The 26,138-nt window shown below is 71.8% G+C and carries 21 protein-coding genes; 9 read left to right on the forward strand and 12 right to left on the reverse strand.

Going from position 1 to position 26,138, the window contains the following annotated elements:
• Positions 1–11 precede the first annotated feature (11 nt).
• Both AC0666_RS12195 and AC0666_RS12200 read right to left on the reverse strand, forming a co-directional pair.
• Entirely contained in the window at positions 12–1,247 is a 1,236-nt protein-coding gene (locus AC0666_RS12195) for a globin domain-containing protein (protein WP_478707542.1), read from the reverse strand.
• A 315-nt stretch (positions 1,248–1,562) separates the two neighbouring features.
• Positions 1,563–4,424 carry a peroxidase family protein gene (locus AC0666_RS12200; RefSeq protein ID WP_478707543.1) on the reverse strand — a complete coding sequence of 954 codons (2,862 nt, stop codon included), beginning with the start codon at positions 4,422–4,424 and terminating at the stop codon, positions 1,563–1,565.
• A 290-nt stretch (positions 4,425–4,714) separates the two neighbouring features.
• On the opposite strand from AC0666_RS12200, the gene AC0666_RS12205 reads away from it, so the two are divergent.
• Together AC0666_RS12205 and AC0666_RS12210 are read left to right on the forward strand one after the other, a co-directional pair.
• Positions 4,715–6,421, forward strand: a complete 1,707-nt coding sequence (locus tag AC0666_RS12205) for a thiamine pyrophosphate-binding protein (RefSeq protein WP_468963877.1) — start codon at positions 4,715–4,717, stop codon at positions 6,419–6,421.
• A gap of 70 nt (positions 6,422–6,491) precedes the next feature.
• On the forward strand, positions 6,492–7,883 hold the full coding sequence (locus tag AC0666_RS12210; RefSeq protein ID WP_468963878.1) for a hypothetical protein: 1,392 nt from the start codon (positions 6,492–6,494) through the stop codon (positions 7,881–7,883).
• Positions 7,884–7,898: 15 nt separating this feature from the next.
• Here AC0666_RS12210 and AC0666_RS12215 read toward each other — a convergent pair whose 3' ends face one another.
• A complete protein-coding gene (locus AC0666_RS12215; protein WP_468963879.1) occupies positions 7,899–8,507 on the reverse strand; it encodes a phosphatase PAP2 family protein in 609 nt (202 codons plus the stop codon).
• Positions 8,497–9,537, reverse strand: a complete 1,041-nt coding sequence (locus AC0666_RS12220) for a YihY/virulence factor BrkB family protein (protein WP_468963880.1) — start codon at positions 9,535–9,537, stop codon at positions 8,497–8,499. Before AC0666_RS12220 ends, AC0666_RS12215 begins: the two co-directional genes overlap by 11 nt.
• A gap of 178 nt (positions 9,538–9,715) precedes the next feature.
• On the opposite strand from AC0666_RS12220, the gene mscL reads away from it, so the two are divergent.
• Positions 9,716–10,183, forward strand: coding sequence for a large conductance mechanosensitive channel protein MscL (gene mscL, locus AC0666_RS12225; protein WP_468963881.1), 468 nt, complete (start codon positions 9,716–9,718; stop codon positions 10,181–10,183).
• Positions 10,184–10,387: 204 nt separating this feature from the next.
• Positions 10,388–10,723, forward strand: coding sequence for a hypothetical protein (locus AC0666_RS12230; protein WP_478707544.1), 336 nt, complete (start codon positions 10,388–10,390; stop codon positions 10,721–10,723).
• A gap of 40 nt (positions 10,724–10,763) precedes the next feature.
• Here AC0666_RS12230 and AC0666_RS12235 read toward each other — a convergent pair whose 3' ends face one another.
• A complete protein-coding gene (locus AC0666_RS12235) occupies positions 10,764–11,735 on the reverse strand; it encodes a helix-turn-helix transcriptional regulator (protein ID WP_468963884.1) in 972 nt (323 codons plus the stop codon).
• 101 nt (positions 11,736–11,836) lie between these two features.
• Here AC0666_RS12235 and AC0666_RS12240 point away from each other — a divergent pair, with 101 nt between their 5' ends.
• The gene (locus AC0666_RS12240) at positions 11,837–12,460 is read left to right on the forward strand and encodes a TIGR03086 family metal-binding protein (RefSeq protein ID WP_468963885.1); all 624 of its coding nucleotides are present in this window, start codon (positions 11,837–11,839) and stop codon (positions 12,458–12,460) included.
• A 338-nt stretch (positions 12,461–12,798) separates the two neighbouring features.
• Here AC0666_RS12240 and AC0666_RS12245 read toward each other — a convergent pair whose 3' ends face one another.
• Together AC0666_RS12245 and AC0666_RS12250 are read right to left on the reverse strand one after the other, a co-directional pair.
• On the reverse strand, positions 12,799–13,971 hold the full coding sequence (locus AC0666_RS12245) for a serine hydrolase domain-containing protein (protein ID WP_478707545.1): 1,173 nt from the start codon (positions 13,969–13,971) through the stop codon (positions 12,799–12,801).
• A 162-nt stretch (positions 13,972–14,133) separates the two neighbouring features.
• The gene (locus AC0666_RS12250) at positions 14,134–15,063 is read right to left on the reverse strand and encodes a LysR family transcriptional regulator (protein WP_478707546.1); all 930 of its coding nucleotides are present in this window, start codon (positions 15,061–15,063) and stop codon (positions 14,134–14,136) included.
• Between the two features lie 126 nt (positions 15,064–15,189).
• Between AC0666_RS12250 and AC0666_RS12255 the strand changes: the two genes are divergently transcribed.
• The gene (locus tag AC0666_RS12255; protein WP_478707547.1) at positions 15,190–16,227 is read left to right on the forward strand and encodes a YncE family protein; all 1,038 of its coding nucleotides are present in this window, start codon (positions 15,190–15,192) and stop codon (positions 16,225–16,227) included.
• A gap of 161 nt (positions 16,228–16,388) precedes the next feature.
• Entirely contained in the window at positions 16,389–17,036 is a 648-nt protein-coding gene (locus AC0666_RS12260; RefSeq protein WP_478707548.1) for a maleylpyruvate isomerase N-terminal domain-containing protein, read from the forward strand.
• 95 nt (positions 17,037–17,131) lie between these two features.
• Here AC0666_RS12260 and AC0666_RS12265 read toward each other — a convergent pair whose 3' ends face one another.
• Entirely contained in the window at positions 17,132–17,740 is a 609-nt protein-coding gene (locus tag AC0666_RS12265) for a hypothetical protein (RefSeq protein ID WP_478707549.1), read from the reverse strand.
• 208 nt (positions 17,741–17,948) lie between these two features.
• Positions 17,949–20,201 (reverse strand): catalase, encoded by a 2,253-nt coding sequence (locus AC0666_RS12270; RefSeq protein WP_478707550.1) that lies wholly within the window; start codon positions 20,199–20,201, stop codon positions 17,949–17,951.
• 239 nt (positions 20,202–20,440) lie between these two features.
• On the opposite strand from AC0666_RS12270, the gene AC0666_RS12275 reads away from it, so the two are divergent.
• Positions 20,441–21,211 (forward strand): hypothetical protein, encoded by a 771-nt coding sequence (locus tag AC0666_RS12275; RefSeq protein ID WP_478707551.1) that lies wholly within the window; start codon positions 20,441–20,443, stop codon positions 21,209–21,211.
• A gap of 55 nt (positions 21,212–21,266) precedes the next feature.
• Here the strand turns inward: AC0666_RS12275 and AC0666_RS12280 are convergent, their stop codons facing one another.
• Both AC0666_RS12280 and AC0666_RS12285 read right to left on the reverse strand, forming a co-directional pair.
• Positions 21,267–22,115, reverse strand: coding sequence for an aldo/keto reductase (locus AC0666_RS12280; protein ID WP_468963894.1), 849 nt, complete (start codon positions 22,113–22,115; stop codon positions 21,267–21,269).
• Positions 22,116–22,279: 164 nt separating this feature from the next.
• Positions 22,280–23,320 carry a saccharopine dehydrogenase NADP-binding domain-containing protein gene (locus AC0666_RS12285; protein WP_478707552.1) on the reverse strand — a complete coding sequence of 347 codons (1,041 nt, stop codon included), beginning with the start codon at positions 23,318–23,320 and terminating at the stop codon, positions 22,280–22,282.
• 97 nt (positions 23,321–23,417) lie between these two features.
• Here AC0666_RS12285 and AC0666_RS12290 point away from each other — a divergent pair, with 97 nt between their 5' ends.
• Positions 23,418–24,380, forward strand: a complete 963-nt coding sequence (locus AC0666_RS12290; RefSeq protein WP_468963896.1) for a helix-turn-helix domain-containing protein — start codon at positions 23,418–23,420, stop codon at positions 24,378–24,380.
• Positions 24,381–24,441: 61 nt separating this feature from the next.
• On the opposite strand, the gene AC0666_RS12295 is transcribed toward AC0666_RS12290, so the two are convergent.
• The coding region (locus AC0666_RS12295; RefSeq protein WP_478707553.1) for a galactose oxidase-like domain-containing protein at positions 24,442–26,138 on the reverse strand (1,697 nt) is incomplete at its 5' end.

The following is a 26,138-nucleotide window of genomic DNA, read 5'->3' on the forward strand; positions in this document are numbered from 1 at the left end:
GAGGGAGCGGCTCAACGAGCAGACAGGACGGGGGTCTCGAAGGGGTCATGGTGGATGTGGTCGGGCAGCGTGCCGTGGAGGGTGAGCGTTTCGGTGGCGGAGACGACCATGGAAGCGGGCCCGCTGAGGAAGACGTCGTGCTGGTACCAGGGCCCGTACTCGGCCAGCACCTGCGGCAGGGAGCCCCGGATCCCGGGGACGTGTTCGTGGGAGACCGCGCCCCGGAGGGTCAGCCAGTGGTGCCGCTGCGCCATCCTGAGCATGTCGTCGACCCCGTACAGTTCCGCGCCGGTGCGGGCGCCGAGGAACAGGTGCACCTGATGGCGTCCCCCGCGGCGGGCGACCTCCTCGATGAGGGCCCGGATCGGCGCGAGACCGGTGCCGCCGGCCACGCAGAGCAGGTCGCTGTGGACGGCCGCGTCCAGCACCATGTCGCCCATGGGCGCTCCGAGGTGGAGGACGTCGCCCACCACGGCCCGGTGTACGAGGGCGTCGCTGACCGTGCCGCCGGGCACGGCGCGCACGTGGAAGGTGAGGGTGCCGTCCTCGCGCGGTGCGTTGGCGGGGGAGTAGTAGCGCCACTGCTTCGGCCACCACGGGGTTTCCACGCTCACGTACTGTCCGGCGGCGTACTCGTACGGCATGTGCGGATGTACGGTGATTTCGGCGATGCCGTGGCCGCGTGAGAGGCGGTGGACCACCGTGGCGGGCCATACGGCGGGCCGTACCGCCTCGTCCTCCTCGGCCGCACTGATCATGACCTGGGCGATGGCGCCGTACGCCTTCGTCCAGGCGGCGGCGAGGTCCGGGTTCCAGGCCGGGCCGGCGTAGCGGGCCAGAGCGGCGAGCAGGCATTCGCCCACCGCCGGGAAGTGCGCGGCGAGGGTGCCGAACTTGCGGTGGTCGCGTCCGAGGTGCCCGCAGAAGCGGACCAGCCCCTCGGTGTCGTCGACGAGGTCCACGATGCGCAGGAGCGCCCGCAGGAGGCGGCCGCGTTGGGCATCCATCCCGGGCGGGAACATCGGACGGACCTCGGGGTAGCGGGCGAACAGGACGGCGTAGAAGTAGACCGTCATCTCCTGCGCGAGGGGCTCCACCACCGCGACGGACGCCCGGATCAGGGCGATCTCGTGATCGGACAGGGGTGCTTCGGCGGTCTGCGGCGCAGCCGGAGCCGGTGTCGGGCTTCGTTCCTCCCGGGGCAGGGGTGCGGACGGACTGCTGGGACGGCTGATCCGGAACCTCAAGGGGCCAGCGCTCCTCCTCTCGCGGTTTTCGATGGCTTCGACCGGATGGGGCAGGGTTTGGCATGTTTCAAGGAGCCCCGTCCCCGAAGTGTGTCGAGGACGGGACCGGAACCTTCACCGAATCTACGTTCCACGGGGGCGGAGGGAGGGTCGAACAGTGCAAACATGGGTCCTCATTGGGGTGATAACCGAAAAAGCGGACTGAGTGCTTCCGGATATCACATGATCCTCAATGAGGAAGCCGAGATGGGGAAGGGGTGTATCCGCTAGATCTCGCCCCGAGATCTTGTCGCTTCCCCAGAGCGCCGGCATGCCTCAGTCGCGGCCGTCTTCGGCCTTCCGCACCGGAGCCGGGCGCCAGGGCGCGAACGCGCTCGCCGTGCGCGGCAGGAGGCTCGCGAGCTCGGGGCAGTGCCGCAGGACCACACTGGTCATGCCGTTGCGTTCGATCCAGTCCATGCCCAGCGGCGTGTACACCTCGGGCCGGAAATCGACGGTCAGGAAACGATCGCTCTGCAGGCGGCGGGTCGCCATCAGGATGAAGATGCGGAAGGCCGTGTCGCTGAAGCCGAAGCCGCGTGGCGGGTTCTCGGCGAAGAGGCCGACCATGGTGTCGATCTGGTCGACGTCCCGGTAGACGTCCTTCAGGCGCGCGACCGTCTCCGGATCGGAGGAGACGTCCTCGAACCGGCGCAGCCGCGGCTTGTGCAGGCCCGCCCGGAAGTCGTTGTAGCGCGGAACCCCGCGGCGCCGGGTGCGCACGAGGTCGACCACCGACAGGTCGATGATCTCGCCGTCCCGTTCGAAGGCCTGGAGGGCGCGGGGATAGTTGTGCAGGGTGATCGCCCCCGGATGGGCGCTGCCGAGCGAGTACAGCGCATTGGCCAGACCGGTCCTGCGCATGAGCGGTTCCGCAGCGGTGCCCTGGACCTCGTGGAAGCCGAGGGTGTCCAGCCGCGTGCCGAGCCGGTGGTCGACGATCTCGTAGTCGTCGGGCAGCAGCGGGTGCATGCGGTAGACGGTGACGAAGTCCTCGGTGAGGGAGTAGGGAGTGCCGTGGTGGTCCGGCAGGGTCTTGGGGATCCCGGTCAGCGAATGCGCTTCGAAGAGCCACAGCCCGAGCTGTTCGAGCCACTTCTTCGGCGGCCCCTGCCAGTTGGTCTTCAACCCGATGTCGATGACTTCGGTGGCGAGGATCGCGGGGGTCCACTCCACCGTGTGGATCTTCGCGATGAGGGCCGAGACGACCAGGCGCGCCGTGTCGTAGACACGGTCCTCGTCCAGCCTCGGGTACTCCTGCCGCAAGGCGTCGCACACGGCGTTGTGCTCGCGGGCGAACAGGGTCTGCATGGCGCTCAGGCCGTACCACCAGCTCTCCGCGAAGCCGGTCAGCGGGAGGCCGTCCGGGCCGACCGGCAGGTGCCCGTCCTCCAGCCGCAGGGCCGCACCGCCGCCCGGCTCGCGCAGCGACCGCGCGGAGTCCGGGTCACCGCCGTAGATCTCCGAGCCGTCCCACCAGTGCGACGCCACATTGCCGAAGAGGATGGGCGGCATCGCGCCGCCGGCCGGGCGCAGCCCCTCGTTCTCGGCGAAGCGCATCACCCTCTCGGGCCGTCCGCCCGGCGTGTTCGTCCAGGTGACATCCGGCGGGAGCGGCACCTCGACCGACTGCGTACCGGTGGGGTAGCGCTTGTGGTTGACCCAGTCGTGCACCTGGAACTGGATCCAGGCCGCGGCCAGGATGTTGAGCGAACGCGCCGGGATGAAGGCGTCGCGGTGCAGCAGCTCCCTGCTGACGGTGACCGGGTTGGGCACGTCGAACAGATCCGGCTGGTAGACGGGCGCAAGGTTGCGGCCGAAGGCCGCCCCGACCGCGCCCATGTGCGGTGCGGACAGGTCGTTGTAGGTGCCGTCGTGGCTCCGCGCGGTCCGCAGGTTCTCGTCGATGGGCCCGGGCACGGGCCGGGCCCTGGGCGGCGCCTCGCGGACTTCGGAGTCGATCAGGTTGGAACGGCGCAACTGCTGCCGGAAGGCCACCAGGTTCAGCAGACCGAGGCGCGTGGGCAGCCGGTGCCAGGGCACGCAGCGGTCGATGCCGCGGAAGGCGGCGCGCAACGGCACGCCCAGTACGGCGTTGCGTCGGGGCGCGGTGACGGCGAACCGGTGGCCCAGACGGTGGGCGCTGGAGGCCTCGTAGGCGACCTTGCGCGCCCGGTTGAGGTTTCCCAGGGGCCGGAACTCCTCCGTGGTGTTCCACGGGTTGAAGGCGAGCTGGTCGACCCGCTCCGCTGCCGCGCGTGCAGGGGCGGAGTCGATGTCCTGGCGCGGGACGGTCAGCACCGCCACCCGCACCAAAGGCGTGTCCTGCTCCTTCCATTCGGCCGCGCCGTCCTCGATGGGGGTCCGGCGGGCATCCACGTACCGCTGGAGGTACAGCTCGAAGACGACATCGGCCGTACGCAGCCGTTGCGCGAGCTCATGGTGCAGGTGGTCGGGGTCGGTGCCCGACGGGGCCGGCGCGGGCGTCGCGTCCGGGGCCGGGCGCAGCTGGTAGCGCACCGGTCCGGCCGTACCCCACAGGACGGCGCCACGGCTCCAGTACGTCTCCAGCGCCAGGCTGCCCACCGTACGGTTCGTACCCGCCCGCACGTTGCGCCGCATGCGGGCGGCCGCGGACCATCCGACCGCGAGGGGCAGGGTGACGAACAGCGCGACTGCCTTGCGGGGCGTGGAGTCGGCGCCCGCCATGGCCTTCGCGAACGCGACGAACTCGCGTGCGTTGCGCGCGTGCGAGACCGGATGACTCGTCATGAGGAGGTCGTGCGCCGCCTGCGGTCCCACCGCGATGCGCAGGGCCGCTCCGCGCAGATCGGGGGCCTGGTCGGGCTGACGGACGCCGCTCGCATTGGAGAGCCGGACCGTGACGGGATACTCGGCGCCAGGGCGCGCGAAGCCGGCCCGCAGGTCGGTCGGCAGGTCGTCGAGGAACCTCAGTCGGGCGTTCTCCACGCCGAGGACCGCCTTGGCGTGGAACGTCCTCGCCAGGTCGGCGGCGCCGCTGCGCTTCCGGGATTTCAGCTGGACCTGCATCAGCTCACGGGCAAGCCGCTCGAAAACGAGCCGTTCCACCTGCGGGTGCCCGCCCACGTAGTGCTCGTACCGGCCGATCTCGTCCATGTCCACACCACCACCCTGACCCCGCGGGGCGGCCGCGTCGCGTGGGACGGAGCAGACGGGTGTCACCCGGCTCCCGGCACCCGCCCGGCCCCCGGCCGGGTGCGGGAGCGGGATACGCCGAGTGCTGGCAGACTGGTTCCGGAGGACCGCACGGCAGTGCCGTCCGGCGCGGGTGAACGCCCTTCCCGCCACTCGCTGCCCCCAGCGCAAGCCCATGAGTCGACACCGGCTGCTCCTCGACGTCCGACGAGCTGAACGTCGGACGAGGGGGAGCGGGACGAGGAACGGCGATGAGAGTCTACGAAGCCATGGTCAAAGGGCTGGAAGGCATCGGCGTGCGCGCCGCGTTCGGCGGCGCCGGGGAGAACGCCGCCGGCCTGATGCTCGCACTGAAGCACTCGCAGCGGATCCGCCCGGTCATCACGCGACACGAGCAGGCCGCATCCTTCATGGCCTGCGGTTACGCGATGTACACGAACGAGCTCGGCTTCTGCTTCGCCACAGCAGGTCCCGGCGCTTTCAACTTGTTCTCCGGCCTCGCCGTGGCGATGTCCGACTCGTACCCCGTGCTCGCCGTATCCGGCTACGCGTCGAGGGACTGGCAGGGATGGGGCTCGCTCAACGAGACCTCGGGCCTGAACCGGACGCCCGACTCCCGGGCCATGTTCGCGGCCACCACGAAGAAGTCCTTCCTGCTCACCGACGCCGCCGACACGTGCGACGTGCTGGAGGAGGCCGTCAACACGGCCTTCGAAGGCAGGCCGGGACCGGTGCACATCCATGTTCCCGAGGACCTCACCCACCGGGGCGTCGAGGTCTCGAACTTCCGCCCCCTCCGGCTCGACGTCGCACCGGTCGTCCCCGATCCGCAACGCGTCGAGGAGATCGCGTCGATGCTCGCCGACGCCCTCGCGCGGCGCGAGCGGATCGTGGCGCTCGTGGGCTTCGGCGCGATCCGCAGTGGAGCGGGAGCGGAGGTCCGGCGGCTGATCGAACGGTTCCAGATCCCCTTGCTCACCACGCTGGACGGCAAGGGCATCGTCTCCGAAGGACACCCGCTCTCGGTCGGCGTCTTCGCCGACAGCGGTCATTCCAGCGCATGGAAGGCGTTCCGCGAGGCGGACGTCGTGGTGTGCATCGGCAACTCCCTGAACCAGCACGCCACGTTCAACTACCGCGAGGACCTGTTCGAGAACAAGGTGCTCGTCCACGTGAACATCTCCGAGGCCGAGTTCCACAAGGCCTACCGGCCCGACCACGCCCTGCGCTCCGATGCGCGTCTCGGGGTCGCGGCTCTGTACGAGGCGCTGGAGCGGAGGGTGGGTGACGTCCCGGCGGTCGAGGTCAAGGGGCGGGACTACGAAGCCCGTCACATCACCCACCTGACGGGAAAGATCCACCCGGGGGAGCTCGCCCAGGCGATCGGCCGGATGCTGCCCCCGCAGGGGATCCTCCTCGCCGACGCCGGAGCGCACCTCGCCTGGCTCGGCTATTACGTGGAGCTGGAGGAGGGGCAGAACTTCCGCAAGGCCGGCTCCTTCGGGCCGATGGCCGGGCACGTCAACGGCGCCATCGGCCTGAAGGCCGCACACCCGGAACGCACGGTCGTCGTCGGCTGCGGCGACGGGTGCTACGCGCTGTCCGGCTTCGAGCTGATGACCGCCGTCGAGCACGAGATCCCGGTGATCTGGGTCATCTTCGACGACCGGGAATTCAAGCTGATCAAGCTCTTCCAGCTGACCACCTACGGGGAGTCCGCACTGGTGGAGTTCCAGAACCCAGACTTCGCCGCGTACGCGCGGGCGTGCGGAGCCGAGGGCTACCGGGTGGAGACGCTGGACGAGTTCGAGAAGGCGTTCCGTGATGCGCTGGCCTCCGGTCGCCCCGCCCTCATCGACGCCCGGATCACGCGGTGGGCCGTCCCGCACTACAGCCCCTCGCCCGACGGCGTCATCGCCGGCCTCGTCGAGACCGTCGAAGCACGCCTGCGCGACTGAGGACAAGACCCGGCCTGACCGGACCCGACCCGACCCGACCGGGTCGGCCTCGCCGTGAAGGGACAGCCGCATGAAGTTTCCGCTGAGCACCCACAGCCGTCCCGGGCTTGAGGACCTGATGAACCGCCCGCTGCTGCCGTCGATCTGGCGTCGCCGTACCCACCGGGTCAGCCGCGGCAGCTCGGTCGAGGCCGGTTCGATGAGCTGGACCTCCACCGGACCACGCGCCCCGCTGAGCGAGCTCGAAGAGGCCGTCCTCATCGCTGTGACGGGGTGCTCCGGCCTCACCATGCCCGACCGCCCCTTCGCCGACCCGCGCAACGGCAAACCCATCATGGCCAAACCGAACCTCAACATGGCCGGCCGGACCGCGGGCAGCCCCGACAACGCCCAGGGCACCCACTTCTTCCTGATCAACGACAGCGGTACGTACTTCCTGCGCAGACTGCCGCCACCGTCCGACGGCTCGGCGACCGCCTTCGACCCGGAGACGCTCTGCTCACGCGCCGCCCAGGCGAAGGTGCAGCTGCTCGACCACCGCATCGACGTACCGGAAGGCAAGCGGGACTTCCCCGCCTACCTGGACTCGAACCGGTTCCTGTCGAACCTTCCCGGCACCACCGTCCTCTTCCCCGTGGTGGACCTGTCCCGCCAGTACGTCAACGGGCTGATGTACCTCCTCACGCAGCCCGAGGGAGCCCGGCCGGCGATCGTCGACGACCGGAACCTGTACCGCTCCGCGGGGGTGCACAAGTGGGTCGCCTCGGGCTTCCTGAACAAGGACAACAAGCTGCCCCTGGGCGCCATCTGGGCCATGCGCACGCAGATCGAGGCCGACCTGCTGTTGCAGAACCTCATGCTCACCGCCGACGCCATGGGCCTCGGCGCGTGGATCCACGCCTCGCTCGCCCCGCCGATCATGCTGGGCGACCCCAAGTTCCGCCCGACCTACGGTCCCATGCTCGGCTTCGACTGGGTCACCCCGCGGTGGAGGCCGGCGGACGTCCTGCGCTGGCACGTGCCGCTTCCGCGCTACGCCGCCCTGCGGGCGTGCCCCGTCGGCCTCCGGCACGACGGCGAGCACCTGATCAAAGCCATGTGCCCGCCCAACTACGCGGACATGGGCTCAGCGGTCGACGACGTCGTGGCGGGCAAGTTCGGGCCGACGGGCATCTACTCCGACGAGGGACTGTTCGCGCGCATCTACCGCGGTGACTTCGGCAGCCAGTACCTGCACCAGGCGAGCAACTACTCCGCCGACGTCGTCGCCTGTACGCGGGACATCTGCACCTACATCTACGAAACGCACGGGCGCTTTCCCGCCCACTGCGACACCATCCACGTCCCGGGCGTGTGGCTGCAGGCGCACCACGTGGAGAACGGCTACTACGAGCGGTTCTTCCGCGAGGGTCTGACCGAGGCCCACCGCACCCACGACCAGCACTGGCACGGGGCGGGGTGACCGTCTTTCGGCCGGTCACCCGAGGCAATCCGCCCGCCGTGCGCGTGCGAGCAGGTGGCGGGCGAGCGCGGAGCCGGCGCAGCCGATGACGGCTCCCGCGGCGACGTCGCTGGGGTAGTGGGCACCGCTGTGCACGCGCTGGAGGGCGACGGCCGCCGTCAGAACCGCGCACGGGACGGCCGCTGCGGGCCACGCCGACGCGACGGACGCGGTGAAGCCGACCGCGGCGACGGTATGGCCGGAGGGGAAGGACGAGGTGTCGGGCCGGTCCTCGACCTGGTCGTTCGGGATCAGCTCCTTGGGCGGCCGGCGGCGCTCCCCCAGGTGTTTCACGCCGCCGCCGACGGCCTGCGCGGTCCACATGCCGGCCAGCCCCGCCGCCGCGGCCCGGCGTCCGCGGGGCCCGCCCGCCATGGCCAGGAGCGCGGCGGCGGCCAGCCACAGTTTGGTGTGTTCGGCCGCCTCCTCGACCGCCGGGAGCACCCTGCGAGCCAGCGTGCCCTCCCACGAGGCGGCCGACCGGGTCAGCGCCTGGTCGACGGCGCGCAGGTGACGCAGCAGACGGGGAGGCGCCCCCGCTGCGGCCTGGGCGCCTCGGGGGAGCGCGGTCCGGTCACTGTGCACGCCGCTTGTCCTCCTCGCTCCACTCCCGCGTGTCGCGCGGCTCCACGTAGGGCTCGTCCTGTGCGGGGAATCCGCCGGCGATGGCGCGCTCCCGGCTCATCTCCGCGTCGAACTCCAGGCCCAGGAGAATGGCCAGATTGGTGATCCACAGCCAGATGAGGAAGATGATGACTCCGGCCAAGGTGCCGTACGTCTTGTTGTACGAGCCGAAGTTCGCCACGTAGAGGGCGAAGCCCGCGGAGGCGATCATCCAGATCACCAGCGCGAGGAAACTGCCCGGAGTGATCCAGCGGAACCCGCGCCCCTTCGCGTTCGGGGAGGCCCAGTACAGCACGGCGATCATGATGGTGACCAGGAGGACCAGCACGGGCCATTTCGCGATCGACCACACGGTGACCGCCGTGTCACCCAGCCCCAGGGCATCGCCCGCGCGGCGGGCGAGACCGCCGGTGAACACCACGATCAGGGCGCTCGCCGTCGCCATGACCATCAGCCCCACGGTGAGGGCCAGCCGCAGGGGCAGTACCTTCCAGACGGGCCTGCCCTCCGGAATGTCGTAGACCGCGTTGGAGGAGCGGATGAACGCGGCGACGTAGCCGGAGGCGGACCACACCGCGGCGATCAGGCCGATCACCGCCACGATGGAACCGGTCCCCGAGCCGCCTTGGAGCTGGCGGATCGCGCCGGAGACGATGTCCCGCGCGGCGCCGGGAGTCAGTTTCTGGAGGCTGTCCAGGACGGACTGGGTGGCGGACGTCCCGGCGACTCCGAGCAGGGACACCAGCACCAGGAGGGCGGGGAAGAGGGACAGGACGCTGTAGTACGTCAATGCGGCGGCCCGGTCGGCCAGCTCGTCGTCCTTGAACTCCTTCAGCGTCCGCTTCAGCACCGCCGACCAGGACTTCTTCGGGAGATCCGTGGGTTGGTCGGGCGCGTTGCGCTCCACTTCGGGGCCGGGTCCCGCCTCTGGTCGAGGCCGGCGGCCCTCATCGTGCCCGACCCTGTCTGCGGGAGGTGGGGTGTCCTTCATACCAGGCGACTGTCCTGTCCGGTCCTCGCCAAACATCCCCGGCCGCGCGACGCGGCAGGCCGCCGCGCCGAGGACCCGAGCGAGCAGCCTCGGGCGGGGTGGACGCCGAAGAGCCGGGTACACGGCCGCAGAGCACCACCGCTCGCACCCGTCCGCCACCGCGTCAGGAGGGCGTCAGATGAAGGGACTGTCAGGCTTCCGCAGCTTCATCCTGCGGGGCAACGTCGTCGACCTGGCCGTGGGCATAGTGATCGGCGCGGCGTTCACCGCCGTGGTCAACGGTTTCGTCAAGGCGTTCCTGACCCCGCTGGTGGGGCTGGCCGCCGGAGCGGCGGGCGACTTCACCGACAGGACGTTCACCCTCGGGAAGACGGTCTTCCCCTACGGCAGCTTCATCAACGCCATGATCAGTTTCGCCCTGGTCGCCTCTGCCCTGTACTTCCTGGTCGTCGCCCCGATGAACAAGCTCCACGAGCGGTTCGCCCCGCACCAGGACGTCCAGGCCGACAAGCGGGACTGCCCCGCCTGTCTGAGCCCCGTGCCCGCCCGCGCCCGGCGGTGCGCCTTCTGCACCGAGGAACTCGAACCGGTGCCCGCACCGCCCCGCCTCGTACAGAGCCCCCCGCACCCGCGACAGCGAGCCTGAGCCGCGCCGCCCGCACGGGCTGTGCGCCCTCACCGGGCGCCACCTGCCGCGCGCCGTCTCCCAGAGGCCACTGCCAGGGCGGCCGTTGAACGCGTTCAAACCATCTGACAGTATGGCCGCGCAGGCGAACCTGCGGGAGCAGGCGGGATGCGGATCCGCCTGCCCTGGTGACTGTTTCACCGTGAATCCGGAGGTCTGTACGCCGTGGTCATCGCTCTTCTCGTCTTCATGTTCGTGGGCCTGATCGTGGCCGTCACACCGGGCGCGGTGCTCGGGTACGCCTTCGTCGCGCTGAGCCGCAGGGTGTCGCTGAGGGTCAGGCTCCCGCTGCTGCCGGTCCTGGCGGCGGGTTCGGCAGCGCTGTGGTTCGGCGTGATCGGAGCCGTCAAATTCTGGGGGGCGGCGGTCATCGGGGTGTCGTTCACCGCGACACTGGTTTCAGGAGCCGTCTTCCTCCTGCGCGAAGCCCAGAGGCGGCGGGCTCCCCGTTACCCCGCGGTGGTGTGGCCCGGCTGGCAGCCGCCGGCCAACTCCAGTTGAGGGCACGGCCGGAGCCGGGTGAGGGGCGGTTCGGCCGCGGTTACCTGTCCGCCGAACCGCGGGCCGCCTCCGGTGCGTAGAGGGCGGTGAGTTCGGCACCCAGCCGGGCCAGCCGCCGCCGCACCTCCGGCGGCTCCAGCACCTCGATCCGCGCGCCCAGCCCGGACAGGTGTGCAGCGAGGGCCTGGGGTGCCGGGCCGTCCACCCACACCTCCGTCCAGCCGTCCGGCAGCGGATCCCCGACCCGCAGCCGGCCGCCGGAGAGCCGTTGCAGCAGGGGCAGCGCGCCGGGGTCCACCCGGGCCCGGGCGGTCACCGCGTACAGGCGCTGCTCCACCTCCTCGGCCAGCCTGCGCCAGGCCGCGGCCAGATCGAAGCCCGGCGGTCGCACCACCGCCTCGCCCGTCAGCTCGACCGAGGTGACCCGGCTGAGGCGGAAGGTCCGCAAACCCTTGTCCGTACCGGCGACGAGGTACTCGACGCCCGCCTTCGCGACGAGGCCGAGGGGGTCGGCCAGACGCTCCCCGGCAGGTTTGCCCACGCTCTCGTAGCCGAGGCGGATCCGAATCCCCTCGACCACCGCCCGCTGGAGCGCCGCCCGGTGCCCGGCCTCGGCCGTGACGGGCGTACGGGACCAGTCCGTGCCGTCGGTGACCCCGGCGCGGGAGGCGGCCTCGGCATCCGCCCGCAGGGTCGGCGGCAGCGCCCGGACCAGTTTGCGCAGGGTGGTGCGCAGTTCGGGGGTGGCCGTCAGGGGGCCGGTGACCAGGAACAGCGCCCTGATCTCGTCGGCCGTGAGCCCGGTGAGGTTGGTCCGCGCGCCGCCGACCAGCGACCAGCCGCCGCCGCGCCCCCGCTGGGAGTAGACGGGGATGCCCGCGGAGGCCAGTGCCTCCAGGTCACGGCGCGCCGTCCGCTCGGACACTTCCAGTTCGGCGGCGACCTCGGGGACCGTGACGCGTCCCCGCTCCTGGAGGAACAGCAGGGTCGCCACCAGACGGTCCGCTCTCATCACCCACCACCGCACCCCTCGTCCGCGCTTGCGCGACATTCTCCCCGAAGATCGAGGAAAAGAGGCCAGAGGGTGGCCACTTTGGCGTCCAGGATGGGCTCATGAACGAAAACAAGCAGCTCACCGATACCGCAGTGTCTTCCTCCACCCCCGTCGACCCCCGCCTGGACCTGGCCGCGGCCGTCGACCTGGCCGGCCGCACCCTCGCCGCCGTACGGCCCGACCAGTACGACGCCCCGACCCCCTGCGAGGAGTTCGACGTCCGGCGGCTGTCGAGCCACCTCGTCGCCGTGGTGCGCCGCATCTCGGTGATCGGTCGTGGCGAGGACCCCTTCAGCGTGCCGTCCTTCGCCGACGAGCTCGCGGACGGCGAGTGGGCGGGCGCCTGGGAGCCGGCGGCCCGCGAAGTCGCCGCGGTGTGGGCCGACTCCGCGATCCTTGAGAAGCCGCTGCGCCTGCCGCTCGGCGTGGTGCCGGGCGCGATCGCCGCGTCCGTCTACGCCCACGAACTGACCGTGCACACCTGGGACCTGGCCACCGCGACCGGTCAGCACCCGCAGTGGGACCCGGCGATGCCGGAGCGGCTGCTCGCCGTCGTACGCCGCGCCCTGCCGGCCGAATCCCGCGGCGGCCGGGTGCCCTTCGGCGAGGTCGTGGCGGTCCCCGACGACGCTCCGGCCATCGACCGGCTGGTGGCCTGGGCGGGCCGCCGCCCGCGAGCGTAGGGCACGCTGCCCAGGCCGCCGACCCCGTCCGCCGGGTGCCCCGCGCGCTCAAACGGTCTTGCTCCGGGGATGCTCGGCCGTCCGGGTGCCGACATGGCGGGCCTGCCCAAGAGCGTCCTCGGCGCGGCCGCCGAGCCCCTGGCCTCCGGCCACGGCCTGGTCAGCGGGGTGGGCGGGGGCCTCCTCGGCGGCAGCGCCAAGAAGGCCACCGGGGTCAACCCGTACAAGGACATCCTCGGCATCGCCTCCAAGGGCTACAACGAGGTCCAGAAGTTCGCGCTGACCCGGGTGCGGGCCGGTGGGCCCCTGCCCGCGCCCGGTCCGGGCCGCCGCGCGGGTCAGCGGCACAGGGCCGTGTCCACCACGCCCTCGACACGCTCCATGGCCGACTCGTCAGCCCCCTGGACGGTCACCGCGACGTCGGCGGCTCGGCCGTCGTCGGTGGCGCCGCCGCGGGTCTCGTATCCCGGGATGCTGCCGCCGTGGCCCCAGTACACGCCGCCGCACGACAGCGGCTTGCTCACGAGCCCCAGACCGTAGCGGGCGCCGGAGCCGAAGTACTCGGCGGGGACGGTGGTGCGCATCTCGGCCAGTTGGGCCGCCGGGAGGAGGTGGCCGGCCAGCAGCGCGGTGAAGAACTGGTCGAGGTCGGAGGTGGTGGAGATCAGCTGGCCTGCCGCCCAGCCCCAGGAGGGGTCCATGTCCGTGACGTCGCGCAGGGGCGCGTCCGCCGAAGCCCGGTAGTAGCCACGGGGATGGGGTTCCCGGATGGTGGTGTCTCCCGGGGCGGGGAAGTAGGTGTGGCGCAGCCCGATGCGCTTGATGATGCGCTGGTCCATTTCCTTGGCGAGGGGTCGGCCGGTGACCTTCTGGACGATCAGGCCGGCCAGCACGTAGTTCGTGTTGCTGTACTGCCATTGCGTCCCGGGGGCGAAGTCCGCCTTGTGCCGGAGCGCGATGTCGAGGAGTTCGCGGGGCTCGAAGTACCGTATGTCGTCCCCCAGATGTTCGGTGTAGTTGGGAAGTCCGCTGGTGTGCTGCAGGAGTTGGCGCACGGTGATGCGGCGTCCGTCGATCCCCTCCCCGCGCACGAGTCCGGGCAGATAGGTGTCGACCGCTGCGTCGAGGCCGATCTTCCCTTCGCCGACCAGTTGCAGTACGACCACCGCGGTGAACACCTTGGTGTTGCTGCCGATCCGCACCTGGCCGTCCTTGGGCACCTTGGAGCCGGTGGCCAGGTCGCCCACCCCTGCGGTGTAGGTGCGGGTACGGCCCTCGCGGTCCTTGACGCTCGCCAGCGCGGCGGGCAGGCCGTCGGAGCGCACCAGCGCGTTCACGCCCTGCTGGACGGTGTCCGGCCTGGCGCCGCCCGCGGCCGCGGCGGCGGGCGGCGCCAAGGCACCTGTGGCCATCGCGGCCAGGGCCACGGCGGCCGCGGCCGACAGCGCTCTGCGCCGACCGCCCCGCAGCCCGCCGGAAGGACGGAACCTCTGCCTTGTTTGCTCACGCACGGGCCAACTCCTGTGGATATGTTGGGAATCCAGCGGTAAGTGCCGGTCCCAGCATGTCCGGATGCGCCGGCCCACGGCGATCCGGCTACCCGCCCCGCCCCAGCGGGGGCTACCCCCCCCGCACCGGCAGGGTGAAGTGGCCTTGCCCGGCCCTGCCCTGCCCTACTCCGCCGCAGTCCAGCCGCTGGTCCGCCCGCTCTCGCGGACCCGTTCGCGGAGCCATACGTGTGCCGGGTCGGCATCGTTGCGGGGGTGCCAGGCCATGCCGACGGTCAGGGGAGGGAGTTCCAGCGGTATCTCGAACGTGTGCAGCCCCAGGACGTCCGGGTGGTGCGTCGCCGAGTCGGCCGGGACCAGGCAGACCAGGTCCGTCTCCCGGCACAGGAAGAGCGCGGCGCTCCAGCTGGGCACGACGGCCGCCACCCGGCGGCGCAGCCCGATCTCGGCGAGCCGGTCGTCGATGGGACCCCGGACCCGCCCCTGCCGGGACACCCCGATGTGGCCGGCTGCGGCGAAGGCCCGGGCGGTCACCGTCTTCCGGCCGGCCAGCGGGTGTCCGGCGCGTACGGCGGCGAGGAGGCGGGTCCGGCCGAGGGACTCGATCCGCGTTTCCGGGTCGGGGTGGCCGATGACGCCGATTTCCAGGTCGAGCCGGCCCTCGCGCAGGGCGGGCGTGCCCTCCATGGCCTCCGGCATGAAGCGCAGGGTGACGCCGGGCGCCTGGACGGCGACGGCGCTGACGAGCCGGGCGCCGAGTCCGGCGAGCACCATCTCGCCCGCCTGGACGGTGAAATCACGGGCCAGCCGCGCCGGGTCGGCCACCGGCTCGGGGGCGAGGAGGGCGCGTGCCTCGTGGACGAGGGCGTGCACCCGCGGCCGCAGCTCCACGGCACGCGGCGTGGGGACGAGCTGCCGTCCGGCGCGTACGAGCACGGGGTCGCCGAGGGTCGTACGGATCCGCCCGAGCGTGCGGCTCATGGCGGGCGCGGACACGTGCAGCCGGGCGGCGGCCCCCGTCACGCTCTCCTCCTCCAGCAGCGCGTCCAGGGCGACCAGCAGATTCAGGTCCCACTGCCCGTCGAGTCCGTCCATGCGCTGTGTCCCCCCTCACAGGCCGGTCCGCCCGTTCCCGTGCGACCGGCTTCTTTTCGCTCCACGCAATCACACCTTGCCATATCTGCACTGGAGTTAATCCGCCCGGCATTCCAGCCTGTGGGCATGACAGAGACCCAGAAGGACACGGACGTACTCGCCGTGGCGAGCCAGAGCGGCCCCACGGTCACCTTCTTCGACGCGGCGGACTTCCGCCGGCTCGCCGTGCTGGAGGTTCCGAGCGAGCCGCACGAGCTGTGCTTCGACCCAGTACGGCGGCGGCTGTACGCCACCATCACGTACCGGTCCGGCTACTACCACGCCAACGGCGGCCGCGCCCACGAGCTCGTGGTGATCGACCCCGACCGGCGCCGGATCCTCGACATCGTCGACCTCGCGCCGGAACGCGCCCCGCACGGCATCGCCCTGGACCCGTCGGGCGATTTCCTGTGGGTGAGCGTCGAGGCGCACGGCGCCGAGGAGGGCGCCTTGGTGGCGCTCGACGCGGACTCCCTCAAGCCGGTGCGCCGACTGCCCGTCGGCGCGCCGGGTCCGCACTGGTTCGCGCTCACCCCGGACGGCAGCCGTGCGTACAGCGCGAACAAGGAGGCGCCCTTCCTCTCGGTCGTCGACATCGCTTCGGGCGGCCCGGCCGGCCGTATCGAGGTCCCCGGGAGCGAGGGGATCGCGGCCTCGCGCGACGGACGGTTCGTCTACGCGGCGGCCCCCAAGGGCGACTTCGCGGTCACCGGGCCGGTGCCCGATGCCGGTGTGCGCGTCATCGACACGGCCACCGGCGCCCTGGTCCGGACGCACCGGACGGACGGCCTGGTCTTCCCCGTCCACGTCACCGCCACGGATCTGGTGCTCGCCGGAGAACTGCGCATGCGGGCGGGCGGGTCGGGGCTGGGGGAGCAGGCCCCGGGCCTCCTGCACGTGTACGGGAAGGACGGCACAGAATGCGGGCGCGTGGAGGTCGGCGCCTTTCCGTTGACCATCACCTCGTCACCCGACGGCAGGTGCGGCTACGTCGCGGCGGTCTCGTCCAGCACGGTGACGGTGGTGGACCTGGCGCGCATGGAGGCGGTGGCGACGCTCCACGTCGACCGCGCGGGAGAGCCGGGAGCACACGGGCTCGCCTACATCCCGGCTCCGGGGGCCTGACGCCTGACGGGCGCCTACGGATCCTGTTAGCGGCGGCGACTTGGGGGCATCCGCTGGTGGTGAGCGAGGGCGAGCGGGCTCAGCACCAGGACCCGGCCGTTGGGGCGGCCGGGTCCTGGGCCGTCCCCCGCCCGCCGGCCGGCCGGGAGACACCACTACGGGTGTTGCGCGCCGCCTACGGGGCCTTCGCGGCCGCCGTGAAGCCGCTGGGCGATGAGGAGTCCTGGCTGCCCACCGGCTGCACGGGGTGGGCCGTCCGGGACCTGGTCTTCCACTGCCTCATGGACTGTCAGCGCGGGTTGGTGGCCCTGCACACGCCCTCGTCCGGACCCGTGGACAGGGACGCCGTGACCTACTGGCAGGACTGGCGGCCCGACTCCGCGGGCGCGGCGAACGGCCGACGCTGGGCCCGTGTCAGCGCCAGTATGTTCCTGGACTTCCGCCAACTGCGAGAGCTGTACCTGGAGACGGCAGCGGCCACCGTGACGGCTGCCGCCGTGACCCCCGCCGCACTCCGCATCTCGACCCAGGGCCACGTCCTGACCGCCGGCGACCTCATGACCACCCTCGCCGTCGAGGCGACCCTCCATCACCTCGACCTCGTGGCCGAGCTCCCCGGCGCTCCCGGTACCTCGGCGGCCGGGCTGGCCTGCGTACGGTCCACCCTGGACGGTCTGCTGGGTCGCCCGGTGCCGGTGGACTGGAGCAACGAGCACTACGCCCGGGCCGCCACCGGCCGCACCTCTCTGACGCCCGCCGAACGGCAGGCCCTGGGCCCCGATGCCGGGCGCTTCCCGCTCTTCGGCTGAGCGGAGCCCAGCCGTTCGGCAGGCCGTCGAAAGGCCGTTCTGCCGGGTGAGGTTGCCGTCGGACATCCCGCCGGCTGAGCGTGGCGCCCGCTCCCTCAGCCGCGGTAGAGCTTGTCCACCGCCGTGCGCGTGGTCTTCTTGAACGGGTTCACCGGGGCGTCCTTGAAGGTGCCCATGCGACCCCAGTGCACCACGGTGACCGTTCGCCCGTCCCGGCCCACCGCGAAGAGGTGGACGTCATTGCCGGTCCACGCATGCGCGGTGCGTACGCCCTGGACGCTCGCACCGTCCTCCGCGTCGACGCGCCCGAAGTCGCGCCACTCGGCCGTCACATCGGGGTCCTGCTGCTCCGCCCGCTCCGCGCATCTCTTCACCGCCGCGTTGAGCAGCGCGGCCAGCGACCGCGCATGCGTCTCGTCGCGCTCGACCACCGTGACCTGGACGGCGTTGGTGTCGACGTCCGTCCGGAACGCCCGGTGCTGCGACGTGGCACCCGGCAGCGCCTCGCCGACGCAGAACGGCAGCGGGTCGGGCGTACCGGAGGTCACCGGTCCGGCATGCCACGCCGTGCCCGCCTGCGGCGGCAGCTCACGGGCATCGAGGAAGGCGGGCCCGTCCGCAGCGCTGGCCGGCGGCGCCGCCGCGGAGACGATTGCTGATACGGCGGCTGCGCAACAGGTGAGGGCAAGGAGACGACGACCCATGAGGGTCCCCCGTTCACGTCGGGTGGGCGGCGGGAGCGCCGGCGGGCGCCTCGGCGCTCGCTGCGCACCCGTAGGACCAAGATCCCACGTCCGCGCGGACACGCAAGACGGGGGAGGGCCAGGGCACGCCTCGGCACGTGCCGGTGCGGCCGTGGGACCAAGATCCCATGGGCGCACCGGCACGCAAGAGGGCCGTACCGGACAGTTGTCAGACGGTGGCGGGGAAGCGCTGCCAGACGCGGTGGTCGGACAGCAGGCGGGTGATCTTTGCCAGGGCGGTGGGGCCGTCCTGTTCGAGGACGATGCCGGGCTGGTCCGCCGCGATGCCGGCCGCTTCGAGGAGCGGGGAGCTGCCGTTCCAGCCGCCGATGGCCTTGCCGTGGCGGTAGGCCTCGGTCAGCAGCATCAGGACGCGCGGGTCCGCGCTGCCGTTCGCGGGACCGCCGGCCTTCGCGTCGCGGGCGCCGTGCGCGTCGGCGCCGGCCTGCGGGGTCCCGGAGAACAGGAGGGCGTCGAATTCGATCGAGCGGGCGTTGGCGAAGGTGCGCTGGACGGTGATCGGGTCCGGGTGGGCCCCGGTGCCGAGCGTGCCGCCGGTCGGGGCGATGACGAGGGGCAGCATGCCCGCCTGCAGCACCGCTTCCCGCGTGGCGCGCACGCCGTCCAGGTCGGTGGTCGGGTCGGCCACGATGCCGACGACCCGGCCGTCGGTCGGCCAGGACCGGCCGAGCTGCGACAGGGCGGGGCTCGGCTCGACGTCCGCCGGAGGGACGGTGGCGGCGGGCGCCGCGAGCCCCAGCCCGGCGGCGACCTGCGCGCACAGGTCCGGGTCGATGTTGGCGAGGACTCCCAGTACGCGTACCTTCACGGCCTGCTCGTAGCACTTGCTCAGCTCGAAGGTGTAGGCGGCGATGATGTGTTCGCGCTCCACCGCCGTCATGCTGCGCCAGAACAGGCGGGGCTGGGTGAAGTGGTCGGCGAACGAAGCGGGCGCCTCACGGACCTTGCGGGCGGCGGGCACTTCGACGGGTGCCTCGATGAAGGCAGCGGAGTCGGCCCCCGCGAGGAAGGGGCAGCCCGCGTCGAGCGAGTTGGGCCGGTAGGGGGCGGCCCCGGCGTGTACGGCGGTCTGGTGCATTCCGTCGCGCAGCATGTCGTTGACGGGGGTCTGGGGGCGGTTGATCGGGATCTGGCCGAAGTTCGGCCCGCCCAGGCGGCTGATCTGCGTGTCGAGGTAGGAGAAGAGCCGCCCCGCGAGCAGCGGATCGTCCGTGACGTCGATGCCGGGGACGAGGTGGCCGGGGTGGAAGGCGACCTGTTCGGTCTCGGCGAAGTAGTTGACCGGGTTGGCGTTCAGCGTCATCAGCCCGATGGGCTGCACGGGCGCGAGCTCCTCCGGCACGATCTTCGTGGGATCGAGGAGGTCGATGCCCTCGAATGTCTGGTCGGGAGTGTCGGGGAAGGTCTGGATGCCCAGTTCCCACTGGGGGAACGCCCCCGCCTCGATGGCGTCGGCGAGATCGCGCCGGTGGAAGTCGGGATCCGTTCCGCTGGTGATCTGGGCCTCCTCCCAGACCATCGAGTGCACGCCGAGCTTCGGCTTCCAGTGGAACTTCACCAGCGTCGTCGCGCCACCGGCGTCCACCAGCCGGAAGGTGTGGACGCCGAACCCCTCCATCATCCGGTAGGAGCGGGGAATGCCCCGGTCGGACATGTTCCACAGGGTGTGATGGGTGGCCTCGGTGTGCAGGGAGACGAAGTCCCAGAACGTGTCGTGCGCACTCTGCGCCTGCGGGATCTCCCGATCCGGGTGCGGCTTCCCGGCGTGGATGATGTCGGGGAACTTGATGGCGTCCTGGATGAAGAAGACGGGGATGTTGTTGCCGACCAGGTCGAAGGTGCCCTCTTCGGTATAGAACTTGGTGGCGAACCCGCGGGTGTCGCGCACCGTGTCCGCCGACCCCCGGGAGCCGAGAACGGTGGAGAAGCGGACGAACACCGGTGTCTCCGCGTCCTTGGCGAGGAAGGCCGCTTTGGTCACGGACTCTGCCGTCCCATAGGCCCGGAACACGCCGTGCGCCGCAGCGCCGCGCGCGTGCACCACCCGCTCCGGAATGCGCTCGTGGTCGAAGTGCGTGATCTTCTCGCGCAGGTGGTGGTCCTGCAGCAGCACCGGCCCCCGGGCACCGGCCCGGAGCGAGTGGTCGGTGTCGTGGAGCCGGGCACCTTGCGCCGTGGTCAGATACGCCCCGCTCTGGGCGTTGCGGGCCTGTTCCGCACCGGTGGGCTGGCCGGTGGGGCTGACCGTCTCGGGACCGCTCTGATCCGGCTTGGGAGGCAGCGGCCCGGTCGGTTCGGTGGGCTCCGCCAGGGGCGGCGCCTCACGCCCGGGCCTGCCGGGCACTGCGCCACCGCCGGCGGTCGCGTCCGGGTTTTCCTCAAGCGGCTGCTTCGCAGTCATCGTCTCTCCGTATCCAGGCAACAGATGTTCCACTCATGACCGCGAACAACAGAGGGTAAACGGGGTAAACCCCCCATTCGGTTCGCCGGGGAGGCGCTGAGGTCCCCGTGGCCGACCCGGGCGACGAAGCGGTCGGACGGGCCATGACCCGGCCCTGACGTCATGTCAGGGCCGGGTCAGGGTCCGGTGAGGGGCTTCCCCATGGCCGGCGCCATGGGCGGGGCGGCAGTGTGAGGGGCATGAAGACCACCGTTGACCAGCACCCTTCCACGGTCCGCCGCCGGTCCGCAGGGCTTGCCGCTGCCGCCGCTCTCGCCGCCACCGCCGCCGCTGCGGCAGCCGTGCCCGCGGCCGCCGCCGAGGCGCCTCCCGTCCCTTCGTACGACTTCAGCGACTGCCCGGACCTCCCGGCCGGTGTCGAGGCGACCCGCTGGAAGTGCGAAGTCCTGACCGCCACCGGGTCGATGACCCTCGGAAGCCGGTACGTCCCCGCGCTCGCGCCGATGACCCTGACCCACGCCGAGGGCCCGATGCCCGACGGGAGCAGGGGCCAGGTCTGGGGCGCGCTGCGCAGCGCGCCGACACCCGTTCCCGGCGGTCTGCTCGGCAACCCCGCCGGGGACGGCCGCCATCAGCTGCTCTCCCTGTCCCTGCAGCCCGAGTACGGCGGCCGGTCCGACTTCTACTCCGTCGGCAACAGTCTGGGCCTGTTCACCTTGCGCTACCGCGCCGTCAGCCCGTTGCTGCCGCAGGGCTGCGTCATCGGCGGCGACGCCCCGCTGGAGCTCCGCCTGCAGCGCGTGGGCGACTCCCGGTGGGTCTCGAAGAACCCGCCGGTCATCGCCTTCGAGGCGAAGGACGATCTCTTCACCGCCCCGGCCGCCGAGGGCTGTGGCCCGCTGGGCCGTCTCGTCAACGACCGGCTCGGGCTCCCGGCGGTGCAGGGGAACGCGATGACGCTGTCCGCCACCTACACCTTCAAGACCTACGACCAACTGCCGCCGCGCTGACGCCTCGGACACCCGCGGAGGCGCCGCCGCCGAGCCCGGAGGGCCGCGTACGCGGTCAGGTGTGGGTACGGGCGTTGCCGAGCCGGCTGACGACGGCCGGATCCCAATGGGCGAAGAACTGGGAACTGCCGGTGTCCAAGGCGGCGATACGGCCCATCTGGTCGTCGGTGAGCTCGAAGTCGAAGACGTCGATGTTCTCCGCCATGCGGTCGGCGCGGACCGACTTCGGGATGACGACCACCTGCCGCTGCACGAGCCAGCGCAGGACGACCTGCGCCACGGACTTGCCGTGCTCCGCGCCGATGCCGCTGAGGACCGGGTGGGAGAAGAGGTTGTTCCGGCCCTCGGCGAACGGCCCCCAGGATTCGATCTGAACGCCGCGCTCGCGCATCAGGTCCTGGTCGGCGGTGCGCTGGAAGAAGGGGTGGGTTTCGATCTGGTTGACCGCGGGGGTGATCTCGTTGTGGTCGATGAGGTCGATGAGCCGGTCGGGATAGAAGTTGGACACGCCGATCGCCTTGGCGCGGCCCTCGCGGTGAAGGTTCTGCAGGGCACGCCAGGAGCCGTAGACATCGCCGAACGGCTGGTGGATCAGGTACAGGTCGAGGTAGTCCAGGCCGAGTCTGTGCAGCGACCGCTCGAAGGCGCGGCGGGTGTTCTCCTCGCCGGCGTCCTGGATCCACACCTTGGTGGTGACGAACAGTTCCCCGCGGGGGATGCCGCTCTTCCCGACGGCGCGCCCGACGGCCTCCTCGTTGCCGTAGGCGGCGGCCGTGTCGAGGAGCCGGTAGCCGGCGGCCAGGGCGTCGGTGACGGCCTGCTCGGTCTGCTCCGGCGGGATCTGGTAGACGCCGAAGCCGAGGACCGGCATCTCGACGCCGTTGTTCAGCGTGACGGTCTGCATGGGCTTCCTCCGGGTGCTTGGGCTGCCGCCCGGCATCCGGGACGGCAGCGTCCGGCCGGGTCGCGCCTTCGACCGTATCGCGGGCCTGGAGGAGGTCGCCGGTGGCGGCGCCGAGAGGCCGCCACCGGGAGCACCACACCGCTCGCGGGAGCACCACACCGCCCTCAGTACGGGTGCTGCGGAAGCTCGACCGACAGGTTCGGCTCCAGTGCCCGGAGGAAGTCCGCCGCGTCGAACATCGCGCCGGCCGAGGCCACGCCCGTGGTCCGCGTGCGCCCGGCCAGGATGCGCTGGACGGCCTCCACCACCAGGGGTGCGGTGACCGCGTAGATGTCCCGGCCCCGGGCCCTCGCGCGGCGCCGGACGCCACCCGCCTGGACCAGGACGTCGACGAGGAAGGTCTGGTCCGACCGCCCCAGCGCGTCGACCGGCTCCGGCACCGGGGTGTCCTCCTCGGCCAGGTCCCTCGCGGCCTCCACCGTCATGTACGTGCGGACTTCGGGGACGGCCAGATGGCTGGGAACGGTGACGACATCGGCCATCGTGAACTCCGCGATCACCGCCCTTCGCCCCAGCGGCTCCGGGAACGGCCACTCCTGCTGCGACGGCTCGTCGTCGTGGTACTGCAGCGCGCCGTCCGCGAACCGCACCCGGCGGCCCGCGCGACGCCGCTGGGACACCTGCCCGGCCGCCCGGGTGCCCGGCGTGGGATGCCAGCTGCTCAACCCGTACGCGACGTGCACGACATCGGCAGTGGTCCGCTCTCCCAACGCCGCGGTCACCAGCAGGTCGCCCAGTCCACCGTAGAACGCCATCGCCGGCAGCACGGGTGTGCCGGCCTTCCGGGCCGCTTCCGCATGGTCGGCGAACGTGGAAACGTTCGCTTCGATCTCCGCGGCGACGTCGAGGTACGGGATCCCGGCGCGCAAGGCCGCCTCGACGACCGGCCCCGCGGTCACCGCGAACGGTCCGGCGCAGTTGACGACGGCCGCGGCACCGGCCAGGGCCCGGTCCAGCGAGGCCGCGTCGTCCACGGTGGCCGGCCGGACCGCCACGTCTCCCCGCTCCGCGGCCAGCGCCTCCAGCCGCGCCGCGTCACGGCCGGAGACGAGGGTGGCGAAGCCACGCCTTCGCAGTTCGGCGACGACGAAGCGACCGGTGTGCCCGGTCGCGCCGTAGACCACTACCGCACCCGCTGTACTCATGGTTCCCCCGGTCTCGATGTGCTGATGGGACCAGTCTCGGCGCAGGCGGCACCCGACCGTGATGGTCCGGAACGACATCACCCGTACACTTTCGGACATGGCCTCCAAGACGCCCACCGTCGCGCTGCTGACCGCCGGTCACCTGCTGCACTTCGAGCTCGCGGTGGCCTGCGAGATCTTCGGCAATCCCCCGCGCGAAGCCGCGCAGGGCTGGTACGACGTACTGCTCTGCGGGCCCGGACCGGTACAGGTCGGTCCGTTCACCGTCGAGCCCGACCACGGCTTGGAGCGCGCGGTCGGCGCCGGCACGGTGATCGTGCCGGCCTGCGCCGACATCGACGACCCGCCGCCGGCGGAGCTGGTCGAAGCCGTGCGCGCGGCCCACGCGTCGGGGGCCCGGGTGGCCTCCCTCTGCACCGGCGCGTTCGTACTCGGTGCCGCAGGCCTGCTCGACGGCCGGCGGGCCACCACCCACTGGGCGCACACCGCGGAGCTGAGCGCACGCCATCCGCGGGCCGTGGTCGACCCGGACGTGCTGTACACGGACAACGGCAACGTGCTCACGGCCGCGGGCAAGGCCGCCGCCGTGGACCTCTGCCTCCACCTGATCCACCTCGACCACGGCGCCGCCATCGCCAACTCGGTCGCCCGTCGCCTCGTCATGCCGCCCCATCGGGCCGGTGGCCAGGCCCAATTCGTGGCCACGCCGGTGCAGGTCACGGGCGACCACACGCTGACCCACCTGCTCGCCTGGGTCCAGGAGCGGCTGGACCAGCCGTTGACGGTGACCGACATGGCACGACGTGCGAACACGAGCCCGCGCCATCTCGGACGCCAGTTCCGGTCGGTGACCGGGCAGACGCCGCTCCAGTGGCTCCTGACCCAGCGCGTACGCCGAGCCCAGGAGCTGCTGGAGGCCACCGACCAGGGCATCGAGGCGGTTGCCCTCGCCACCGGCATGGGTACCGCCACGACGCTGCGGCGCCAGTTCAAACGGATCGTCGGGGTCCCTCCGGACAGCTACCGGCGTTCGTTCCGCAGCGCGGCAAGGCCCGTCTGAGCGGTTCGGAGCGTACGGGGCGTACGGGGCTTACGGGACGCCGGGGGGACTACCGCGTGGCTCAGGAGATGGTGAGGAACCGGGCGATGCTCGGCACCCCCTGCGCGTCGAGGGCGAACAGCATGTAGGTGCCCGGCAGGACCACCCCGGGGTCGGCGGGGACGGACACCGCGTACGCGCCCGTGCCCGCGGGCTTGGACACGAGCGGGACCCGGCGCTGGTCGTTGTCGGTGGAGTGGGTCGCGGCCGCGGCCCGCATCAGGACGAAGGACGCCACCGGAGACCCGGTGCTCACCGTGAGCGATGCGCCGGGGGCTGCCCTGGGGGGAACGCCTGCGGTGATGACGGGACGCGGCTTCGGCGATCCGTCGGCGTTGAGCAGGTACGGCGGTGTGAAGACGGCCCCGTCCGGGTGGTTGGTCGCGCAGTCACCGCACAGTCCCCCGCCTCCGGAGAAGATCCGCCCGTCCGGCAGCAGGTTCGCCACGCTGTGGTAGTTGCGCGGAACGGCCATGGTGGCGAGCGGGGTGAAGCCGCCGGTGGCCGGGTCCCACAACTCGGGGGTCAGGACGGAGGTCGCGTCACTGAACGGCACCGGGTAGGCCTGTCCGCCGAAGACGGCCACCTTGCCGTCGGGCAGGACGACGCTGTTGCTGAAGCCGCGCGCGTACTCCATGTCTCCTGTACGGGCGGCCTGGGCCCGGCCTCCCGAGATGCCCACGGTGTAGGCGCGCCGGGTGGCGGGGGTCTTCTCGTAGGCGGGTGAGCCGCCCAGGGTGAGCAGCTTGTCGATGTCGTACGCGACGGCGTTCCCGGTCATGGCGTCGCCGCTGTCGGCCCGGGGACCCGCGGCGGTGATGCTGCCCTGGCCGCTGGTGGAGATCCAGTTCATCTGCTTGCTCGGACCGAGCTGGAGCACCTTGCCGCCCGAAGTGGCGTGGAGCCACATGTGGTTGTCGGCGCGGTACGGTCCCGCCGGGTCGGCCGTCAGGGCCGGGGAGGCGGGAACGCCCGGGAGCGGCCGCCAGGCGCCCGTGCCCGGCGACCAGACCTCACCGGCCTTGTCGCCCGCGGCTCCGCTCCAGGAGCCGCCCAGGACGAAGGCCTCACCGGTGGACAGGAGTGTCATGGCCTGGTAGCCGCGGGCCGTGTTCATGTGCGTGGTGGCCGACCAGGCGTCGGTTGCCGGGTCGTAGATGCTCGCCTTGTCCGCGTTGCTGCCCCCGGTCACCAGGACGCGGCCGTCGGCCAGCATCGCGATCCCGGGACAGAACATGTCGTGGCCGGTGTTGTCGATGCGTCGCTGGGTGACCTTGCCCGTCTTCAGGTCCAGGATCGCGGTCTGCGTGTAGCCGTTGCTGCCGCCGAAGCGGTCGACGGCGTAGGCGGACCAGGCCAGCAGTTTGTCGCCCGGCAGGGCGGCGGTGGCCACCGGCACCAGGGGGAAGCCGGTGATCCGGTCCCAGGCGCCGTGAACGGCCGGGTTCGCCGGTCCGCTGAGGCGTATCTCCCCGGCCGAGGTCCACGGTCCGCGTCCGCCGGCCTCGGTGGTCACGGTCAGGCGTATGAAGCGGGCGTTCGCGGTGCGGGTGAAGGTGGCGGTCTTGACCGTGTCGTCGTCCCGCCAGGTGCCCGCGGCGACCGGTGCACCGAATGCCGCGCCGTCCGTGCTGGTGGCGATGGTGTAGGCGCCTGCCCGGCCGTTGGCCCCGTCGGGGCGGGGATGGTAGGTGAGCGCGGAGACGACCGCGGTGCGGT

Source organism: Streptomyces sp. NPDC043680, assembly GCF_056436685.1.

Coding starts and splice junctions, on each gene's coding strand:
- AC0666_RS12200 (WP_478707543.1), bottom strand. CDS start 4,424: ATGGACGAGATCGGCCGGTACGAGCACTACGTGGGCGGGCACCCGCAG.
- AC0666_RS12205 (WP_468963877.1), top strand. CDS start 4,715: ATGAGAGTCTACGAAGCCATGGTCAAAGGGCTGGAAGGCATCGGCGTG.
- AC0666_RS12210 (WP_468963878.1), top strand. CDS start 6,492: ATGAAGTTTCCGCTGAGCACCCACAGCCGTCCCGGGCTTGAGGACCTG.
- AC0666_RS12220 (WP_468963880.1), bottom strand. CDS start 9,537: ATGAAGGACACCCCACCTCCCGCAGACAGGGTCGGGCACGATGAGGGC.
- mscL (WP_468963881.1), top strand. CDS start 9,716: ATGAAGGGACTGTCAGGCTTCCGCAGCTTCATCCTGCGGGGCAACGTC.
- AC0666_RS12235 (WP_468963884.1), bottom strand. CDS start 11,735: ATGAGAGCGGACCGTCTGGTGGCGACCCTGCTGTTCCTCCAGGAGCGG.
- AC0666_RS12240 (WP_468963885.1), top strand. CDS start 11,837: ATGAACGAAAACAAGCAGCTCACCGATACCGCAGTGTCTTCCTCCACC.
- AC0666_RS12250 (WP_478707546.1), bottom strand. CDS start 15,063: ATGGACGGACTCGACGGGCAGTGGGACCTGAATCTGCTGGTCGCCCTG.
- AC0666_RS12255 (WP_478707547.1), top strand. CDS start 15,190: ATGACAGAGACCCAGAAGGACACGGACGTACTCGCCGTGGCGAGCCAG.
- AC0666_RS12265 (WP_478707549.1), bottom strand. CDS start 17,740: ATGGGTCGTCGTCTCCTTGCCCTCACCTGTTGCGCAGCCGCCGTATCA.
- AC0666_RS12270 (WP_478707550.1), bottom strand. CDS start 20,201: ATGACTGCGAAGCAGCCGCTTGAGGAAAACCCGGACGCGACCGCCGGC.
- AC0666_RS12275 (WP_478707551.1), top strand. CDS start 20,441: ATGAAGACCACCGTTGACCAGCACCCTTCCACGGTCCGCCGCCGGTCC.
- AC0666_RS12280 (WP_468963894.1), bottom strand. CDS start 22,115: ATGCAGACCGTCACGCTGAACAACGGCGTCGAGATGCCGGTCCTCGGC.
- AC0666_RS12285 (WP_478707552.1), bottom strand. CDS start 23,320: ATGAGTACAGCGGGTGCGGTAGTGGTCTACGGCGCGACCGGGCACACC.
- AC0666_RS12290 (WP_468963896.1), top strand. CDS start 23,418: ATGGCCTCCAAGACGCCCACCGTCGCGCTGCTGACCGCCGGTCACCTG.